16 protein-coding genes are annotated in these 17,933 nt (G+C 69.4%); 5 read left to right on the top strand and 11 right to left on the bottom strand.

All coding sequences use genetic code 11. From position 1 onward, the window contains the following. Positions 1-34: 34 nt before the first annotated feature. Genes CJ179_RS10935 through CJ179_RS10915 form a run of 5 tightly spaced genes read right to left on the bottom strand, consistent with a single transcriptional unit; the run spans position 35 to position 4,393 of the window. Positions 35-898 carry a biotin-dependent carboxyltransferase family protein gene (locus CJ179_RS10935; RefSeq protein WP_095861503.1) on the bottom strand — a complete coding sequence of 288 codons (864 nt, stop codon included), beginning with the start codon at positions 896-898 and terminating at the stop codon, positions 35-37. Next, a complete protein-coding gene (locus CJ179_RS10930; RefSeq protein WP_095861502.1) occupies positions 895-1,536 on the bottom strand; it encodes an allophanate hydrolase subunit 1 in 642 nt (213 codons plus the stop codon). Before CJ179_RS10930 ends, CJ179_RS10935 begins: the two co-directional genes overlap by 4 nt. Further along, positions 1,533-2,288 (bottom strand): LamB/YcsF family protein, encoded by a 756-nt coding sequence (locus tag CJ179_RS10925; protein WP_095861501.1) that lies wholly within the window; start codon positions 2,286-2,288, stop codon positions 1,533-1,535. Before CJ179_RS10925 ends, CJ179_RS10930 begins: the two co-directional genes overlap by 4 nt. Beyond that, positions 2,278-3,066 (bottom strand): putative hydro-lyase, encoded by a 789-nt coding sequence (locus CJ179_RS10920; protein ID WP_072945144.1) that lies wholly within the window; start codon positions 3,064-3,066, stop codon positions 2,278-2,280. The genes CJ179_RS10925 and CJ179_RS10920 overlap by 11 nt, the downstream gene beginning before the upstream one ends. Next, entirely contained in the window at positions 3,059-4,393 is a 1,335-nt protein-coding gene (locus CJ179_RS10915) for an MFS transporter (protein WP_255314998.1), read from the bottom strand. Before CJ179_RS10915 ends, CJ179_RS10920 begins: the two co-directional genes overlap by 8 nt. A gap of 103 nt (positions 4,394-4,496) precedes the next feature. On the opposite strand from CJ179_RS10915, the gene CJ179_RS10910 reads away from it, so the two are divergent. After that, a complete protein-coding gene (locus CJ179_RS10910; RefSeq protein WP_095861500.1) occupies positions 4,497-5,195 on the top strand; it encodes a GntR family transcriptional regulator in 699 nt (232 codons plus the stop codon). Between the two features lie 67 nt (positions 5,196-5,262). On the opposite strand, the gene CJ179_RS10905 is transcribed toward CJ179_RS10910, so the two are convergent. Then, positions 5,263-5,946, bottom strand: coding sequence for a FadR/GntR family transcriptional regulator (locus CJ179_RS10905; RefSeq protein ID WP_072945140.1), 684 nt, complete (start codon positions 5,944-5,946; stop codon positions 5,263-5,265). A gap of 79 nt (positions 5,947-6,025) precedes the next feature. Here CJ179_RS10905 and CJ179_RS10900 point away from each other — a divergent pair, with 79 nt between their 5' ends. From CJ179_RS10900 to CJ179_RS10890, 3 genes are read left to right on the top strand one after another with little or no spacing between them, the layout of a single operon-like run. Beyond that, positions 6,026-6,781 (top strand): (Fe-S)-binding protein, encoded by a 756-nt coding sequence (locus CJ179_RS10900; RefSeq protein ID WP_072945138.1) that lies wholly within the window; start codon positions 6,026-6,028, stop codon positions 6,779-6,781. Beyond that, on the top strand, positions 6,778-8,259 hold the full coding sequence (locus tag CJ179_RS10895) for a LutB/LldF family L-lactate oxidation iron-sulfur protein (RefSeq protein ID WP_095861499.1): 1,482 nt from the start codon (positions 6,778-6,780) through the stop codon (positions 8,257-8,259). The genes CJ179_RS10900 and CJ179_RS10895 overlap by 4 nt, the downstream gene beginning before the upstream one ends. Beyond that, complete coding sequence (locus tag CJ179_RS10890) at positions 8,256-8,867, top strand: lactate utilization protein C (protein ID WP_095861498.1); 612 nt, start codon at positions 8,256-8,258, stop codon at positions 8,865-8,867. The genes CJ179_RS10895 and CJ179_RS10890 overlap by 4 nt, the downstream gene beginning before the upstream one ends. Positions 8,868-8,910: 43 nt before the next feature. Here CJ179_RS10890 and CJ179_RS10885 read toward each other — a convergent pair whose 3' ends face one another. Together CJ179_RS10885 and CJ179_RS10880 are read right to left on the bottom strand one after the other, a co-directional pair. Next, positions 8,911-9,732, bottom strand: coding sequence for an alpha/beta hydrolase (locus tag CJ179_RS10885; protein ID WP_095861690.1), 822 nt, complete (start codon positions 9,730-9,732; stop codon positions 8,911-8,913). Beyond that, complete coding sequence (locus CJ179_RS10880; protein ID WP_095861497.1) at positions 9,729-10,745, bottom strand: PHP domain-containing protein; 1,017 nt, start codon at positions 10,743-10,745, stop codon at positions 9,729-9,731. Before CJ179_RS10880 ends, CJ179_RS10885 begins: the two co-directional genes overlap by 4 nt. A 156-nt stretch (positions 10,746-10,901) precedes the next feature. Between CJ179_RS10880 and CJ179_RS10875 the strand changes: the two genes are divergently transcribed. Continuing rightward, the gene (locus CJ179_RS10875) at positions 10,902-12,971 is read left to right on the top strand and encodes a PhoX family phosphatase (RefSeq protein ID WP_095861689.1); all 2,070 of its coding nucleotides are present in this window, start codon (positions 10,902-10,904) and stop codon (positions 12,969-12,971) included. 42 nt (positions 12,972-13,013) lie between these two features. On the opposite strand, the gene CJ179_RS10870 is transcribed toward CJ179_RS10875, so the two are convergent. The 3 genes from CJ179_RS10870 to CJ179_RS10860 are packed head-to-tail and all read right to left on the bottom strand — an operon-like array spanning position 13,014 to position 17,870. Then, entirely contained in the window at positions 13,014-13,817 is an 804-nt protein-coding gene (locus CJ179_RS10870; RefSeq protein WP_095861496.1) for an NmrA family NAD(P)-binding protein, read from the bottom strand. 4 nt (positions 13,818-13,821) lie between these two features. Next, the gene (locus CJ179_RS10865; RefSeq protein WP_074933821.1) at positions 13,822-15,771 is read right to left on the bottom strand and encodes a hydantoinase B/oxoprolinase family protein; all 1,950 of its coding nucleotides are present in this window, start codon (positions 15,769-15,771) and stop codon (positions 13,822-13,824) included. Then, positions 15,768-17,870 (bottom strand): hydantoinase/oxoprolinase family protein, encoded by a 2,103-nt coding sequence (locus CJ179_RS10860; protein WP_095861495.1) that lies wholly within the window; start codon positions 17,868-17,870, stop codon positions 15,768-15,770. Before CJ179_RS10860 ends, CJ179_RS10865 begins: the two co-directional genes overlap by 4 nt. Between the last annotated feature and the right edge of the window lie 63 nt (positions 17,871-17,933).

Genomic DNA, 17,933 nt, shown 5'->3' with positions numbered 1-17,933 from the left:
GTGATCTCCTGTAGTGGGATCGGCGCGCAGCCGATCACGCAGTGGTGAAGCGAATCAGTTGGCCTGGGCGGGCCTGGGCGATCCGGTCGATGTCCTCGTCCGCGACGACGCCGATGACGGGGTAACCGCCGGAGATGGGATGGTCCGCGAGGAACACGACGGGCTGCCCGCTCGGCGGAACCTGGATGGACCCGAGTGCGACGCCCTCGGTGGGGAGTTCGGCCTCGGACGTCCGCTGCAGGGCAGGTGCGCCGGCGTGCCGGTTCAGCCGGGCGCCGATGCGGTCGGTGTCCGGGGAGACCGCCCACGCACCCGTGGTCAGCGCGTCCGGGTTGGTGAACCAGTCGTCGCGGGGGCCGCCGATGACCCGCACCGACAGCGGTCCGGGGTCCATCGCGGGGAGGGGCGCGACGTCGACGTTCGGGAAGTTCCTCGTCCACGTGCCGACGGGCAGGACGTCGTTGGGCTTCAACGCTTCCGGCCCGATCCCGGAGAGGGTGTCGGTGCTGCGGGAGCCGAGCACGTCCGGCACCGCGAGGCCACCGCGGACCCCGACGTAGCTGCGCAGCCCGACCTGCGCATACTGCAACCGCAGCGTCTGCCCCGGCTGCATCACGATGACGCTCGCGTGACCCATCGGGATGCCGTCGAGCAGCGCCGTGGCGGGGGCACCGGTGACGGCGACGGTCGTCACCGCCTGCGCACGCAGGGCGAGCCCGCCCATCAGCACCTCGATGCACGCGCCGTTCTCGTCGTTCCCGACCAGACGATTCGCGAGCCTCGCGGACCCGCGGTCGGCGGCGCCGGACACGCCGACACCCGAACTCAGGTAGCCGGGGCGGCCGAGATCCTGGATCAGGCTGAGCGGACCCGTTTCGAGTACTTCGAGTTCACTCACAGCGTTTCCTCGTCGACGAATCGGACGCGACGTCCCGGCTGCAGCAGCGCCGGGGGTTCCGCGTCGAGGTTCCACATCGGGGAGTCCGTGGTTCCGATGATCTGCCATCCGCCGGGTGAGGACCGCGGATACACCGCGCCGTAGCCGCCGGCGAGGGCCACGGACCCGGCGGGCACCACGGTGCGGGACTGCGCGCGCCGGGGCACGGTGAGCCGGTCGTCGCCGCAACTCAGGTAGCCGAAACCCGGTGCGAATCCGATGAATACACAACGCCAGGTGGCGGCGGTGTGGGCGGCGATCACGTCCTCGCGGCTCATCCGCAGAAGGTCGGCGACGTCGGCGAGATCGGCGCCGTCGTAGCGGACCGGGATGGTGACCGGTTCCGATTCGGGCACGCCGGTGTGGTCGTGCGCCTCGAGGTCGACGGTCAACGTCCGCAGCGCGCGGCGCACCTCGTCGAGGTCGGTCCGCGGTGTGGTGGTGACGAGCACCGTGCGCGCCGCGGGCAGCACGTCCTCCATACCGGGAACCGGTGTCCGGCGCAGGCGTTCGGTCAGCGACACGACCAAAGGTTCCGAGTCGAGTTCGACGAGCAGGGCCCGATCGCCCGCCGGGAGGATCCGGGTGGGGGTGGTCATGTGAAGGATCCGAGCGTGACGTCGGCACTCTCCAGCGCGTGCCGGACCCGGCGCGCGGTGTGCACGGACCCGGGCGTGTCGCCGTGGACGCAGATGCTGCGCACCGCCACCGCGACGTCGTCGCCGTCGATCGACTCCACCGTTCCGGTCGACACCATCCGCACGGCCTGGGCGGCGGCGGCGTCGGGATCGTCGATGACGGCACCGGGCACCGAGCGCGGGGTCAGCGTGCCCGCGGCGGTGTAGCGGCGGTCGGCGAACCCTTCCGCGACGAACTCGATGCCGTGCGCCTCCGCGGCCCGCTGCAACTGCGAGCCGGGCGGTCCCATCAGCGTGAGCGGCTCGGCGAACTCGTCGATGGCGGATGCGACCGCATCGGCCCGCTCGAAGTCGAGTGCCGCGGAATTGTAGAGCGCACCATGCGGTTTGACGTACGTCACCGAGGATCCGGCGGCGCGGGCGAACCCGGCGAGCGCGCCGATCTGGTACAGCGTCTCGTCGCGCAGATCCGCGGGCGACACCGCGAGTTCGCGCCGGCCGAATCCAGCCAGATCCCGGAACCCCACGTGCGCCCCGATCGCGACGCCTCGCTCGGCCGCGCTCTCGCAGGCCTTGCGGATGATCATCGGATCGCCCGCGTGAAACCCGCACGCGATGTTCGCACTGGTGACGACGTCGAGGAGGGCCTCGTCGTCGGCCAGCGTCCACTGCCCGAAGCCCTCGCCGAGGTCGCAGTTCAGGTCAACGCGCATCGGGGACCTCCAGGACGTACTCGCTGTCCGGGGTGTCGGTGATCAGCATGTACCCGGGTGCGTGGGTGATCGCGAACGGCAACCGGGACGCCATCACCGCCGCCTGCGGGGTGACCCCACAGGCCCAGAACATCGGGACGTCGCCGGGCTCGAAGTTCACCGGATCGCCGAAGTCGGGGGCCGCGAGATCGGCGATGCCGAGTTCCGCGGGATCACCGACGTGCACGGGGCCACCGTGGACGGCGGGCATCCGCGCCGAGATCGCCGCCGCGAGCGCCACCTGGTGTTCGGGGACGGGTCGCATCGACACCACCATCGGCCCGCTGACCCGGCCCGCGGGCCTGCACTCGCGGTCGGTGACATACATCGGGACGTTGCTGCCCTGCTCGACGTGCCGGAGCGGCACCCCGGCAGCGGCCACCGGGTGTTCGAACGTGAAGCTGCACCCGATGTGGAACGCGACGAGGTCGTCCCGCCACAGCGAGGACACGTCCGTGGTCTCGTCCGCGAGTTCGCCGTCCTTCCACACCCGGTACAGCGGCAGATCCGTTGCGATGTCGGCGCCGGGGGCGAGCATCGTCGTCCGGGAGCCGGCGTCGCCGACGTCGAGGACGGGGCACGGCTTGGGGTTGCGCTGGGTGAACAGCAGCACGTCGTATGCCCAGTCCTGCGGGACGGCGATGAGATTCGTCTGCGCGAATCCGGGTGCCAGACCGGCGGTCGGGGTGACACGTCCCGAGCGGAACGCGGAGCGGAGGTCGGTCGGCGAGTCAGGCAAGTTCGCTCCCGCGGGTCTCGGGGAGGAAGAACAGGGCGAACACGGCGATGGCGTAACCGAGCGCACCGAAGATCATCGCGCCTCCGATGCCCAGCTGGGTGGCGGCCAGGAAACCCACGACGGCGGGGAACACGGCGCCGACCGCGCGGCCGAAGTTGTACGTGAAGCCCTGGCCGGTGCCGCGGGACTGCGTCGGGTACAGCTCGGACAGGAACGATCCGAATCCGCTGAAGATCGCCGACGTGCAGAAGCCGAGCGGGAAGCCCAGGATCAGGATCAGCATGTTCGCACCCTCGGGCACCTGGGTGTAGCCGACCATGAAGATCGCCGACAGGAACGCGAACAGCTGCATGGTCCGCTTGCGGCCCAGCTTGTCGGTGAGGATGCCGCCGCTGACGTAGCCGAGGAACGCTCCGGAGATGAGGATCGCCAGGTAGCCGCCGGTGCCGACGACGTCGAGTCCGCGCGAGGTCTTGAGGAACGTCGGCAGCCAGGACGCCAGCGTGTAGTAGCCGCCCTGCACACCGGTGGCGAGCAGCGACGCGAGCACGGTGGTGCGGAGCAGTCCGCCGCGGAAGATGGCCGCGAACGAGCCCGTCTGCTTGCCCGCGGACTCGCGGCGCTCCGTGACGACCTCGGGGTCCTTCAGATTCCGGCGCACCCAGATGATGAGGAAGGCGGGCAGCACACCGGTGAAGAACAGCACGCGCCACGCGACGTCGGGGTCGAACAGCTGGAAGACGACGGTGTAGACGATCACGGCCAGCGCCCAGCCGACGGCCCACGCGCTCTGCACGAAGGCGACGGCCCGGCCACGGTACTCGGCGCGGGCGTACTCGGCGACGAGAATCGCGCCTGCCGCCCACTCACCGCCGAAGCCGAGGCCCTGGAAGGCGCGGAAGATCAGCAGCGTCTCGAAGTTCTGCGCGAAACCGCACAGCACCGTGAAGATCGTGTACGTCGCGACGGTGACCTGCAGCGTGCGGACCCGGCCGATCTTGTCGACGAGGATGCCGGCGAGGGCGCCGCCGAGCGCGGACACCACCAGCGTCACGGTGGTCAGCAGGCCTGCCTGACCGGTGGTGAGGCCGAAGTAGGCGGCGATGGCCGCGAGGCCGAGCGGGAGGACCTGGAAGTCGTAGGAGTCGAGCCCGTATCCGCCGAACGCGCCGATGAAGGCTCTTTTTCCCTTCGGCCCGAGGGTGCGGAACCAGTCGAAGGGGCGCGCCTGCGCGACCTCGGTCTGTGTATCTGTGGTCATGGCACCTCGCCTGAAGAAGGGATGTAACTGCTCGAAGAATCCGATGTAACTCCCATCACGGTACAAATCGTTCAACGATCCTGCAATACCTCGAGGGGATTGTTATCCTGGAAGAAATCGCGGAACCGAGCTGACAACTATGATTGCGGTCGAGATCGAAACCTGAGGAGTGGACTTGACCAGCTCGAATGCCCTTCGCGGCGATGCGCATTCCCGCCTGGCCGCTCACCGCGGCCTGCTCGAACGCACCAGCAGGACCACGCGGGTCGCCGGCATTCTGCGGGACGCCATCATCGACGGAACGTTCCAACCAGGGGCGCGACTGTCCGAACCCGACATCTGCGCCGCCCTCGACGTCTCCCGCAACACCGTCCGTGAGGCCTTCCAGATCCTGATCGAAGACCGGCTGGTGGCGCACGAACTCAACCGCGGCGTCTTCGTCCGCGTACCCACCGCCGAGGACATCACCGAGCTCTACATCTGCCGGCGCGTCGTCGAATGCGCCGGCGTCAACGGATTCGACCCCGCCACCGGCGACCTGTCCGGCGTCGCCGAGGCCCTGAACCTGGCCGACGAACGGCACGCCGTCGAGGACTGGACCGGCGTCGGCACCGCCGACATCCACTTCCACAGCGCCCTCGCGAGCCTCAACAACAGCAACCGCATCGACGAACTCATGCGCAGCGTCTGGAACGAGGCACGGCTCGTCTTCCACGTCATGGACGACGCCCACCGATTCCACGGGCCATACCTCACCCGTAATCACGAGATCTACGACGCCCTCGTCGCCGGCAACACCGAAGCCGCAGGTCAGCTACTCAAGACCTACCTCGAAGACGCCGAGGCGCAGATCCTGGGGGCGTACTGAGGCGCTTCGCGCCCGTGCGCCTTTCTGGTAGCTGGAGCAACCATAAAGGCGCACGGGTGCGCAGCACCTAGCGGATCAGCCCGTAGAAGCCCTCGATGTGCTCCCGCACCAGGCCGGCGGCCTCGGCGCCGTGTCCGCCGCGGAGGGCGGCGACGATGCCGCGGTGCTCGCAGCGCAGGTGGGTCGCGACCGCGGGCCAGTCGTCGAGCAGCGGCACGGCCTGCATGACGTAGCCGTGAATGGAGTCGCGGAGCGAGACCATCATCGCCTCGACGAGAACGTTGCCGGCCAGCCCGGCCATCGCGACGTGCAGGTCGGCGTCGAGACGGTGGAACGCCTCCGGGGAGAGGTCCTCGTCGTCCATCGCGTCGAGCAGCGCGTCGATGGCCGAGAAGTCGAGGTCACCGGACTGCCCGGCGGCTTCCTGCACCGCCCACGACTCGAGCAGCGTGCGCGTCTGGACGACGTCGCGGATCGGCAGGGTGCGCGTCGCCATGTGCAGCCGCAGGGCCGCGCCGATGGACGCGGCCGGGTCGGCGGCGACGATCGCGCCTGCGTCCGGTCCGGAGCCGACGGCGGTGCGGACGATGCCCATCGCCTCGAGCACCCGCATGGCCTCGCGGACCGACGAGCGTCCGACGCCCAGTTCCTCGGCGAGTGCGCGCTCGGCGGGCAGACGACCGCCGACGGTGAGTTTGCCGGCCGCCAGATCCTGCTCGATGCGGTGCAGGACGACCTCGTGTGTGCGCACGACCGAAGTTTACCTGGTGTGGTCTGACCACAGTGCGCTACTGTGGTCAGACCACAGCCCAGCCCGGTTGGAGTACCCGATGAGAATCGCCCTGTTCGCCACCTGCCTGGCGGATGCCCTGTTCCCCGAATCCGCCACCTCCACGGTCCGCCTGCTCGAGCGGCTCGGCCACGAGGTCGTGTTCCCGCCGAAGCAGACGTGCTGCGGGCAGATGCACGTCAACACCGGCTACCAGGCCGAGGCGCTGCCGCTCGTCCGTCACCACGTGGAGGCGTTCGAGAGCGGACCGTCGTGGGACGTCGCAGTGGCCCCGTCCGGTTCGTGCGTCGGATCCGTCCGGCACCAGCACGCGATGGTCGCCCGCCGGTACGGCGACGAATCGCTCGCGACCCGCGCCGAGGACGTCGCGTCCCGGACGTACGAGCTGTCGGAACTGCTCGTCGACGTCCTCGGCGTCACCGACGTCGGCGCCTACTACCCGCACCGGGTGACGTACCACCCGACGTGCCACTCGCTGCGGATGCTGCGGGTTGCCGACAAACCGCTGCAACTGCTGCGCGCGGTGCGGGGGATGACCCTGATCGAGCTACCCGCGGCCGAATCCTGTTGCGGCTTCGGCGGAACGTTCGCGCTGAAGAACTCCGAGACGTCGACCGCGATGCTCGCCGACAAGATGGGCAACGTCCTGAGCACCGGCGCCGAGGTGTGCAGCGCCGGCGACTCGTCCTGCCTGATGCACATCGGCGGCGGGCTGTCCCGGCTGCGCAGCGGGGTCCGCACCGTCCACCTCGCCGAGATCCTGGCGAGCACCGAGAAGATCGGGAGCAACGCATGACCACGTTCCTCGGCTCACCCACCTTCCACGCCGGCACCGGAAACATCCGGGGCACAGAATCTTTCCCCGACGCCGCACGGAAGGCACTCACCGACACCCAGCTGCGCGCCAACCTCGGCGCCGCCACCACTACCATCCGCAACAAACGGATCGCCGCGGTCGCCGAGGTCGACGACTGGGAGGAACTGCGCCGGGCCGGCAGCGCCCTGAAGGCGGACGTGATGGCCCGGCTCCCCGAACTGCTCGTGCAGTTCGAGGAGAACGTCACCGCCCACGGCGGCACCGTCCACTGGGCGCGCGACGCGGAGGAGGCGAACCGGATCATCACCGACCTCGTGCGGGCCACCGGCTCCGACGAGGTGGTGAAGGTCAAGTCGATGGCCACCCAGGAGACGGGCCTGAACGAGCATCTCGAGGAGAACGGGATCGCGGCCATCGAAACCGACCTCGCCGAACTCATCGTCCAACTCGGCGAGGACAAACCGAGCCACATCCTCGTTCCCGCCATCCACCGCAACCGCGCCGAAATCCGCGAGATCTTCCTGAACGCGATGCCGGGCGTCGACAAGGACATCACCGACGACCCCCGCGCGCTGGCGATGGCCGCGCGGGCGCACCTGCGGCGAAAGTTCCTGTCCGCCAAGGTCGCGATCAGCGGCGCGAACTTCGGAATCGCGGAAACCGGGACCCTCGCGGTGGTGGAGTCGGAGGGCAACGGACGGATGTGCCTGACCCTCCCCGACACCCTCATCACGCTCATGGGCATCGAGAAACTGGTCCCCACGTTCACCGACCTCGAGGTGTTCATGCAACTGCTGCCCCGGTCGTCCACCGCCGAGCGGATGAACCCGTACACCTCCATGTGGACCGGGGTGCACCCCGGCGACGGCCCGCAGAACTTCCACGTCGTCCTCCTCGACAACGGTCGCACCAACGTCCTCGCGGACGAGACCGGGCGGGCGGCACTGCACTGCATCCGCTGCAGCGCCTGCCTGAACGTGTGCCCCGTCTACGAGCGGGCGGGCGGGCACGCGTACGGGTCGGTCTACCCCGGGCCGATCGGCGCGATCCTCAGCCCACAACTCACCGGGACCACCGGCCACGACGACCCGAACGCCTCACTGCCCTACGCCTCCACCCTGTGCGGCGCCTGCTTCGACGCCTGCCCGGTCCGCATCGACATCCCCAGCATCCTCGTGCACCTACGCGCGGAACAGGTCGACTCCGAACGGCACGGACTTCCCGGCGGCCAGGACCTCGCGATGAAAGCCGCCGGCTTCGTGATGGGTTCGGAGAAACGGTTCGCCGCCGCCGAGACGGCGGCCAAGGTCGGCCGGGTGCTGGGCGGCCGGTCCGGACGCATCACGTCGCTGCCGTACCCGGCATCGAAATGGACCGCGAGCCGCGACCTGCCCGCCCCGCCGAAGGAAACGTTCCGACAATGGTGGGCCCGCACACACGAGGACACGACACGATGACCGCACGCGCAGAGATACTGTCCCGGATCCGGTCGGCGCTCGCCGACGCGCCGGCCCCCGACCCCGTTCCCCGCGACTACCACCGCGAGCCCGCGTCCGGCCCCGGCGACGTCGAGTTGTTCGCCCACACCGTCGACGACTACCGCGCACAGGTCCACCGCGCCGACGAGACCACCGTCGCCGAGATCGTCACCGGACTGATCGCGGAGGGGAAGCGGGCCGTCGTCCCACCGGACCTGCCGCAGTCGTGGCGGCCGCGACGTGACGTCGTCGTCGACGGCGCACCCGCCGAACTGTCGACGCTCGAACTCGACGCCATCGACGTGGTCGTCACCGGCTGCACCCTCGGAATCGCGGCCACCGGCACCATCGTGCTCGACGGCGGCGCCGGTCAGGGACGCCGGGCGCTGACGCTGGTCCCGGATCACCACATCTGCATCGTGCGCACCGACCAGATCGTCGACACCGTGCCGCAGGCCTTCCAGACCCTCGACCCGACCACACCGCTGACGTTCATCAGCGGTCCCAGCGCCACCAGCGACATCGAACTCAACCGCGTCGAAGGCGTGCACGGTCCCCGGACGCTGGACGTCGTGATCGTGCGCTGACGCCCCCGTGCGTGGTTAGCGAGTCCAGAGACTCGTCAACCACTCACGGGGCGCGGAGCGCCCTCGCGGCGAGTTCGGCGGCGGCGCGGACGATCTCCGGGCCGCCGAACATCACGTCGTCGTTGTGCCCCGCGCCGGACAGCACGACGGTGTCGACGTCGCCGAGCGCGGCTTCGGCGACGCGGGCACTCTGCTCCGGCGGGACGATGGTGTCCGCCGTCCCGTAGACCACGGTGACAGGCACGTCGATGCGTGCGACGAACTCGGCGACGGGAAATCGGTCGCGCAACAGCAACCGAACCGGCAGGAACGGGTAGTGCGCCCTGCCGACGGCGGCGAGGTCGGCGAACGGCGACCGCAGCAGCAGTCCGGCGGGCGGGTGCTCGGTGGCGAGTTCGGTGACCACACCGGTGCCGAGGCTCTCCCCGAAGTAGAGCAGCCGCCCCGGCGGCACGCGACGTTCGTCGACGAGGTGCCGGCGAGCGGCCCGGACGTCGAGTGCCAGCCCCTCCTCGCTGGGCTGACCGGGGTTGCCGCCGTACCCGCGGTAGTCGAAGAGCAGGGTGGCGAAACCCGCGGCGGCGAGGTCCGAGGCCAGCAGTGCCCGGTCGGCCCGGTTGCCGGCGTTCCCGGCGGCCACGAGGACGGTCATGCGCGGCTCGCCGACCGCCGGCGGGACGTACCAGGCACCGAGTTCGAGGCCGTCCGACGTGGTCAGCGTGACGTCCTCCGCCCCGGCGATCAGCCGGCCGGCGGGGGGCACCGGGGTGGTGTCGGGGTAGTAGATCAGTTTTCGCTGCAGCACCCACGCCGCGGCGATCAGCAGTGCCATCACCGCGGCCGCGATCAGCACGACACGGATCATTGCCGAATCGGCGCGCCGGTCCACTCCAGCAACTCGGCCACGGGCAGGGTGTTGATCACATCCGACGGCTCGACTCCGCGCTCCGCGGCGCGCTCGCAGGCATAACCCTGCCACGCGAGGTGCCCGGTGGTGTGCGCGTCCGTGTCGATGGAGAACTTGCAGCCGCTGTTCAGTGCGAGGTCGATCAGGCGTCCCGGCGGGTCGCGGCGCTCGGGTCGGGAGTTGATCTCCACCGCGGTGCCGTACTCGCGGCACGCGTCGAACACCCGTTCCGCGTCGAACTTCGATTCGGGCCGCGGTCCCCGCACCCCCTCGACGAGGCGGCCGGTGCAGTGCCCGAGCACGTCGACGTGCGGAGACTTGACGGCCTGCAGCATCCGCTTGGTCGTCGTCGCCCGGTCGGTGTCCAGATGCGAGTGCACGCTCGCGACCACGATGTCCAGGTCGGCGAGCACGTCGTCGTCCTGGTCGAGGGAGCCGTCGTCGAGGATGTCGACCTCGATTCCGGTGAGCACCCGGAACGGCGCGAGTTCGACGTTCAGTTCGGCGACCACGTTCAACTGGACGAGCAGTTGCTCCGACGACAGCCCGTTCGCGACCGTCAGCCGCGGCGAGTGGTCGGTGATCGCGCAGTAGTCGTGCCCCAGCGCGGCCGCGCGCCGCATCATCTCCCGGAGCTGGCACCGGCCATCCGACCAATCCGAATGGGTGTGCAGGTCGCCGCGGAGCGCCTCGAGCAGTTCCGTTCCGCCCAGCCCGATCGGCTCCGCGGAACCGCGCAGATACGTCAGGTACAGCGGCACCGCATCGGCGCACTCACGGATGATCGCGGCCGCCTCGGAGCCGATGTCGGGCAGATATACCCAGCCGTTCGCCGCCAGGGCTTCCCGCTCCTCGGCGGTCGACGACTCGAGCACATCGGCCGCCCGGCGGAAGGCGCCGATCCTGGGTCCCTCGTCGCGCGAACGCTCGAGCCAGAACGCAATTTCCCGCAGCGCATCGACGGCGTCCATCTATCCATCGTGCACGCCGTCCGGGCTGCTGGCTAGACGTAAATCACTCCAGACTTAGGGTCGCCTCGTTGTCCGCGCGTTCACACCTACGTTCCCTTTCCCTCGCTTACGACTTCTACGGTGCCGGAGTTGTCCGCATTCGAATCGGGAGCCACGGTGAGTTTGAAACCCCTCGCACTGTTCGTCAACCATGACGGCGCGTCCTCACGCGCCTCCGTCACCTGCCAGTACAAGTGCGGAAACGCGTGCTCCCACGACGTGCCCAACACCTCGCACGGCGAATACTTCCGTGACATCGCCCGCACCGCCCTGTCGCGGCGCGGGATGCTGCGCGGGACGGGGATGGCCGTCCTCGCCGTCGGCGCGGGCAGTGCGCTGGCCGCCTGCTCGGACGACTCCGGCAGCGGAAGTGTCTCCGGCACGGGGGGTTCGGACGGCGCCACACCGGCGGGAACGAACTTCGGTGCCGTCGCCCCCAACACCGAGGACGCCGTCGTCGTCCCCGAGGGGTACGAGCAGGCCGTCGTGATCCGCTGGGGCGACCCGGTGCTGCCCGGGGCCCCCGCGTTCGACTTCGACAACCAGACCGCCCAGGCACAGGCGCAGCAGTTCGGGTTCAACAACGACTTCGCCGGACTGCTGCCGGTCGAGGGGCAGCCGAACACCTTCCTGCTGGTGGTCAACCACGAGTACACCACCGAGCCGTTCATGTTCAAGGGATACGACGCCGAGAACCCGTCGCCGGAGCAGTTCCAGACGGCGCTCGCCGCCCACGGACTGTCCGTGGTGCAGGTGAAGGGTGAATCCGGCTCGGGCGCGCTCACTCCCGACTTCGGGCCGTACAACCGGCGCATCACGGCGACGACGGAATTCGTCGTCACCGGTCCCGCCGCGGGCAGCGACTTCCTGAAGACGTCCGCCGACCCGACGGGCACCAAGGTGCTCGGCACGCTCAACAACTGTTCCGGCGGCGTCACCCCGTGGGGCACGGTGCTGTCGGGGGAGGAGAACTTCAACCAGTACTTCGCGAACGCCGAACTGGTCACCGACCCCGCCGTCGCCGCGCGGCTGAAGCGGTACGGCGTGGAAGGTGCTGCATCCGAACGCAAGTGGGAGCGATTCGACAAGCGTTTCGACCTCGCCCAGGAGCCGAACGAGGTCAACCGCTTCGGCTGGGTCGTCGAGGTCAACCCGTGGGACGCGACGTCCGCGCCCGTCAAGCACACGGCGCTGGGCCGGTTCAAGCACGAGGCCGCCACCATACACGTCACCGACGACGGCACCGTCGTGGCGTACAGCGGCGACGACGAACGCTTCGACTACATGTACAAGTTCGTCTCCAGCCGGAAGATGATGGACGGCAACAGCCAGGCCGCCGTCCGCAACAACATGACACTGCTCGACGCGGGCACCCTGTACGTCGCGAAGTTCGCCGGGAACTCCGCGGACGAGATCGACGGGTCGGGGGCGCTGCCGTCGAGCGGCACGTTCGACGGCAGCGGGGAGTGGATCCCGCTGCTGCGCACCGGCGAGGACGGCAAGGGGGAATCCCTCGTCGACGGCATGAGCGCCGAGGAGGTGGCGGTGTTCACCCGTCAGGCCGGCGACAAGGTCGGTGCCACCAAGATGGACCGCCCCGAGGACTTCGAGCCCAGCCCGACAAGCGGCAAGGTGTACGTGGCGCTGACCAACAACACCAAGCGCGGCGTCGACGGCGCCGCGGCCGCCGACGAGGCCAACCCGCGGAACAACAACAAGAACGGCCAGGTCCTCGAACTCACCGACGACCACGCCGGCACCGCGTTCACGTGGAACCTGCTGCTCGTGTGCGGTGACCCGACGGCGGCCGACACCTACTTCGGCGGGTTCGACAAGGAGAGCGTCAGCCCGATCTCCTGCCCCGACAACCTGGCGTTCGACCCGCACGGCAACCTGTGGATCTCCACCGACGGCAACGCGCTGAAGTCGAACGACGGCCTGTTCAGCGTCGTCCTCGACGGCGCGAACCGCGGGGAGACCAAGCAGTTCCTCTCCGTGCCCAAGGGCGCCGAGACGTGCGGTCCGATCGTCAGCGAGGAGCGGGTCACGGTGTGCGTGCAGCACCCGGGTGAACTGGACGACGCGAGCGCCGACAACCCGGCGTCGCACTGGCCCGACGGCGGCGATATGCAGCCGCGTCCCGCCGTCGTGGCGGTGTGGAAGTCGGGCGGCCGGATCGGCGTCTGACCCCATGTGAGTGGCAAAGTGTGCCCCGGCACGCTTTGCCGCTCACCTGGGTGGGCGGCCCAGCAGCGACTCGAACACAGCATTGCCCGCGGTGAAGCCGTGCCGGTCGTAGAACTCGAACATCGCGGACAACCGGGCGCGACCGTCGTCCGTCAGGTCGCGCCCGTGCCGCGACATCCACTCGTCGACGGACACCTGCTTCACCGACACCGGACCGGCCGCCCGGTCGCACAGTTCCCGCACGGTCAGGGCCTCCGGGCCACCCAGTTCGTAGGTGGCGCCGTGGTGGATGTCCGGGCCCTCCATCAGCACTCGCGCGGCCACCTCGGCGACGTCCGCGAGTGCGACGAACGAGAACGCCGCGTCGGGGCTGTACGGCACGTCGACCTCGGTGGCCGTGCCGTCGAGGACCGACGCGAAGTTCTCGGCGTACGCGCACGGCTGCAGAATCGTCCACCGGAGCCCACCGAACGTCCGGAGCATGTCCTCGCACCGCGCCTTGTCGACGTGGTGCGGCATGAGCGGGGTGTACGGCCACGCCACCGAGTGGTAGACGAAATGCTCGACGCCCGCGTCGGCGGCGGCCGTGAGAACCCGGCGCACGAGGGCCGGCTCGTCGGGATGCACATTCGGGGCGATGAAGTACACGCCCCGGCACCCCGACAGCGCGTCGGCCAGTCCCGCACCGGTTTCGAGGTCGACGGCGAAATCGCCGGAACGCCGGGCGGTGTGCACCACCCGGCGTACGTCGGCGAGTCCCTCGAGCGCCGCGACGACGGCGGCTCCGGTCTTCCCCGCGGCGCCGACGACGGCGATGCCGGCGCCGCGGGAGAGTGACTCGGTCATCGGATCACCGGTCGATGAAGTCGAACTCGGCGAACTTCGCACCGCCGGAGAGGCGTTCGTAACCGGGACCGCGGTCGAAGAACGGCTCGTCCAGTCCGCGGCTGTCGCGCATCTGCTCGCGCAGCGCCTCGGTGGCGTCGGCGTCCGCGACCGGTTCCTCGGTCGACGACGTCAGCACCACACCGTAGTCGGCCCGGGCACCCTCCGCGGACACCTTGCCCCACAGCACATCCCGGACGACCTCCTCGATCGGACGGTCGAGGGGGTCGCCCCAGCCGCCGCCACCGGTCGTGCGGATGCGCACCACCTCGCCGGCCTTGATCGGTTCGGCGTCGGTGAGCGCGTCGAACTCGCGCTCGTTCGGGCCGCCCGGGTCGAGGACCACCGAGAAGGGACGTCCGGCCTTGCCGCCCTTGACTCCCCAGCAGGAGAGGATCGAGCGGTCGGCGATGGACATGAAGTTGGCGTCCTTGAGCATCCGGATGTGCTTCTCGTAGCCGAGGCCGCCGCGGTAGCGTCCGGCGCCGCCGGAGTCCTTCGCCAGGCCCAGCTTCTCGACGATGAACGGGAACCGGCTCTCCGTGAACTCGGTCGGCAGGTTCCGTGAGTCGGGAACGACGTGGATGGTGTCCTCGCCGTCCGCGTAGTGCCTGCCGCCGGACCCGCCGCCGAGCACCTCGCGCATCAGGTACGAGTGCCCGTCGAAGTCCTCGCCGTACACCCCGGTGTAGCGGATGGTCTCCTGGTCGGCGGGCATGTTCCCGTCGACGGCCTTCGCGACGACGCCGGCGAGCACGCCGAGCAGCCGCAGGATCACGAACGTCCGGGCGTTGGTGGGCGCCGGGAAGATCGGCGTGATCAGCGTGCCCTTCTCCGGGAACTTCATCTCGATCAACGGCACGACGCCCTCGTTGACGTCGAGTTCCGCCATCCGCTCGGGACTGTCGGCGAGGTTGCGCAGGATCGGTGCGAGCCACTTGATGAGGAAGTTGCCGTCGGCGTAGTCACCGCAGTGGTTGATCGGACCCTTGGCCTGCGGGCCGGTGCCGTTGAAGTCGAGGATGAGGCGTTCGCCGCCCTCGTCCTCCGGTCCGGTCTTGGTGAGCGTGATCCGCTGCCGGTGCAGCATGGGCTCGTCGACGCCGTCGTGTTCGGCGTAGTCCTCCCACGTGTATTCGCCCTTGGGGATCTTGCTGAGGATCTCCCGCCGGTACGTCTCGGTGGTCGCGTCCATCATCGCGTCGAAGCAGGCCTCGACGGTGTCGCAGCCGTACCGCTCGAACAGTTCGGTGAGGCGACGGGCGCCCATGAGGCACGCCGAGCATTCGGCGTCGAGGTCGGCGGCCAGCGCGTCGGGCATCCGCGAGTTGCGGGTCATGATGCGCAGTGCGGCCTCGTTGGGCACACCCTGATCCCACAGCTTGATCGGCGGGACCATCAGGCCCTCCTCGTACACCGTGGTCGCGCCGGACGGCATCGATCCCGGGCAGCAGCCGCCGATGTCGTCGTGGTGGCCGAACGCCTGCACGAACGCGACGACGGACGGTTCCTCCTCGCCCGGCCGGGTCGCGAACACCGGGACGGTGACGCAGAGGTCGGGGAGGTGGCCGATGCCGCCTTCGGACAGGTAGACGTCGTTGTGGAAGTAGACGTCGCCGGGCTTCATGGTGTCGAGCGGGAAGTCCCGCGCCACCGGATGCACGAGCGCCGAATACGAACGGCCGGTGAGCTTCCGGAGGTTGCGGTCGTGGATGCCGGCGCGGAAGTCGTGCGCGTCGCGGATCATCGGGGAGCGGGAGGTCCGCGAGATCGACGTCTCGACCTCCATCTCGACGCTGGCGAGGTAGCCGGCGACGATCTCCACCAGCACCGGGTCGGGCGTCGTACCGTCGACCGGTGTCAGCCGGTAGGGCTTGACCGGCTGCACTGCAACGGGTTCGGTGGTGACGGTCATCGGTTCGCTCCGTTCGAGTCGGCGATCTTGGTGATGCGGATGTTTCCGAAGGTGTCGATCCGTGCCCGGAATCCGGGGTGCACGGGAATGGTGGAGCTGAATTCCTCGATCACCGCCGGGCCCTCGAGCACGTCGCCGGCGCCGAGCTTGGCCCGGTCGTAGACCTGGGTGGTGACCCATTCGTCGAAGTACGCCGGTCGGGTGCCGGTCACCGCGGACTCGGCTCCGGTGCCCGCCGCGATCTCGTTCAGCGTCGGGCGCTTGATCGGGCCGATGCCGCTGACGCGGAGGTTCACCCACTCCACGTGCTGGTGCGGGTCGCCGCGGAAGTCGTACCCGTACAGCTCCTTGTGCGCCTGGTGGAACCGCTCCGCGGCCTCGTCCATCAGCTCCGGGGTGACGGGACCGTCCCCGACGGGCACCCGCACCTCGAACGCCTGGCCGAGGTAGCGGAGGTCGGCCGAACGCGCATACTTGCGCTCCGCCTCGCCGAAGCCCTCGTCGGCGAGTGCGATTTCCGCCTCGGCGGCGAGCGCGTCCAGCCCCGACTGCAGTTCGGCGATCTCCAGCCGGTCGTGCCGGCAGACGTGAGTCTGGACGTAGTCGTTGCGGACGTCGACGGTGAGCAGTCCGAACGCGGACACGTTGCCCGGGTTCAGCGGGACGAGGACGTCCTTGAGGCCGAGAATGTCGACGAGCCGGCAGGCGAGCAGCGAACCGGAGCCGCCGAACGTCACCAGGGTGAAGTCGCGGACGTCGAGGCCCCGCTTGACCGTGATCTGCCGCAGTGCGTTGGCCTGGTTCCACGCCGACACCTCGAGGATGCCGGTGGCGCAGGTCTCGAAGTCGAGCTTCAGCTGGTGTGCGAGCTGCTCGACGCCCTTGCGGGCCAGTTCGGTGTCGAGGGGGATCTCGCCGCCGAGCAGGTGGGGTGGGATGCGGCCGAGCAGCACGTGGGCGTCGGTGATGGTCGGCTCGCTGCCGCCCTTGCCGTAGCAGAGCGGGCCGGGGTCGGCGCCCGCCGACTGCGGTCCGACACGCAGAGTGCCTTCGGGGGTCTGCCAGGCGATGGAGCCGCCGCCTGCGCCGACGGTGACGACGTCGATCATCGGGATCTTCGACGGGTACGCCCCGACCCGGCCCTCGGTGGTGAGCGCGGGCTCGCCGCGGACCACGACGGTGACGTCGGTCGACGTTCCGCCGCCGTCGCACGTGAGGACCTGCTCGACACCCGCGACACTCGCGATGAGCGCCGCACCGAGCGCGCCGGCCGCCGGGCCGGACAGCACCGTGGTGATCGGCTGGTGCACGACCTCCTTCGCGGACAGCACGCCGCCGTTCGACTTCATCACGTAGAACGGGATGTCGCGGGCCTCGCCCTCGTCGGAGGAGAATTCGCGCAGCCGGTTCGCGATGTTGTTCACGTAGTTGCGGATGTTCGGCTTCACGGCCGCGTCGACGAGCGTGGTGATGGACCGCTCGTATTCGCGGTACTCGCGCAGCACCTGGCTGGAGATGCTCACCGTCGCCTCGGGGTATTCCTCGAGCAGAAGATCCCGGACGCGGTTCTCGTGGCTCGGATTGGCGTAGGAGTGCATCAGGCACACGCCGATGGTGCGGATGCCGCGGTCGGCGAAGAAGCGGGCCGCCTGGCGGACGTCGTCCTCGACGAGGGGGCGGATCTCGCTGCCGTCGAACGCGAGCCGGCCGCCGATGGTGCGGACGCGGTCGGCGGGGACGATGCGGTCGGGCTTGACCCAGAAGTAGGAGTTGCCATAGCCGTCGGGGACGGACTGGCGGGCGATCTCGAGGACGTGCTCGTACCCCTCGGTGGTGATGAACCCGAGGTTCTCGACCTTGCCTTCGAGGAGCTTGTTGGTGGCGACGGTGGTGCCGTGGCTGACGGCGCCGATCGCGTCTCCGGTCTCGCCGAGCTTGGCGAGCACCTTCTCGATTCCGGTGAGGAATCCCTGCGCCGGGTCGGCAGGCGTCGAGGGTGTCTTGGTGGTGACGACGGCTCCGGACTCCTCGTCCACAGCCACGACGTCGGTGAATGTTCCGCCGGTGTCGATACCGACCCGAATCTTCCTGGATTCCACGATTCCTCCTGGGCTCGTCTCTGTAAGGCAATTGCACCGTTTCCGCCGCCCGGTTTCTTTGTC

This window comes from Rhodococcus sp. ACS1 (assembly GCF_002300155.1).
Classification (GTDB): domain Bacteria; phylum Actinomycetota; class Actinomycetes; order Mycobacteriales; family Mycobacteriaceae; genus Rhodococcus_F; species Rhodococcus_F koreensis.
Note: the sequence above shows the minus strand (reverse complement) of the source record. Positions and strands in the feature narration are given on the sequence as shown.

What these genes read in the sequence shown, in the direction of transcription:
- CJ179_RS10870 (WP_095861496.1), bottom strand. Translation starts at nt 13,817, where the DNA reads ATGACCGAGTCACTCTCCCGCGGCGCCGGCATCGCCGTCGTCGGCGCC.
- CJ179_RS10900 (WP_072945138.1), top strand. Translation starts at nt 6,026, where the DNA reads ATGAGAATCGCCCTGTTCGCCACCTGCCTGGCGGATGCCCTGTTCCCC.
- CJ179_RS10925 (WP_095861501.1), bottom strand. Translation starts at nt 2,288, where the DNA reads ATGCGCGTTGACCTGAACTGCGACCTCGGCGAGGGCTTCGGGCAGTGG.
- CJ179_RS10890 (WP_095861498.1), top strand. Translation starts at nt 8,256, where the DNA reads ATGACCGCACGCGCAGAGATACTGTCCCGGATCCGGTCGGCGCTCGCC.
- CJ179_RS10885 (WP_095861690.1), bottom strand. Translation starts at nt 9,732, where the DNA reads ATGATCCGTGTCGTGCTGATCGCGGCCGCGGTGATGGCACTGCTGATC.
- CJ179_RS10865 (WP_074933821.1), bottom strand. Translation starts at nt 15,771, where the DNA reads ATGACCGTCACCACCGAACCCGTTGCAGTGCAGCCGGTCAAGCCCTAC.
- CJ179_RS10930 (WP_095861502.1), bottom strand. Translation starts at nt 1,536, where the DNA reads ATGACCACCCCCACCCGGATCCTCCCGGCGGGCGATCGGGCCCTGCTC.
- CJ179_RS10895 (WP_095861499.1), top strand. Translation starts at nt 6,778, where the DNA reads ATGACCACGTTCCTCGGCTCACCCACCTTCCACGCCGGCACCGGAAAC.
- CJ179_RS10880 (WP_095861497.1), bottom strand. Translation starts at nt 10,745, where the DNA reads ATGGACGCCGTCGATGCGCTGCGGGAAATTGCGTTCTGGCTCGAGCGT.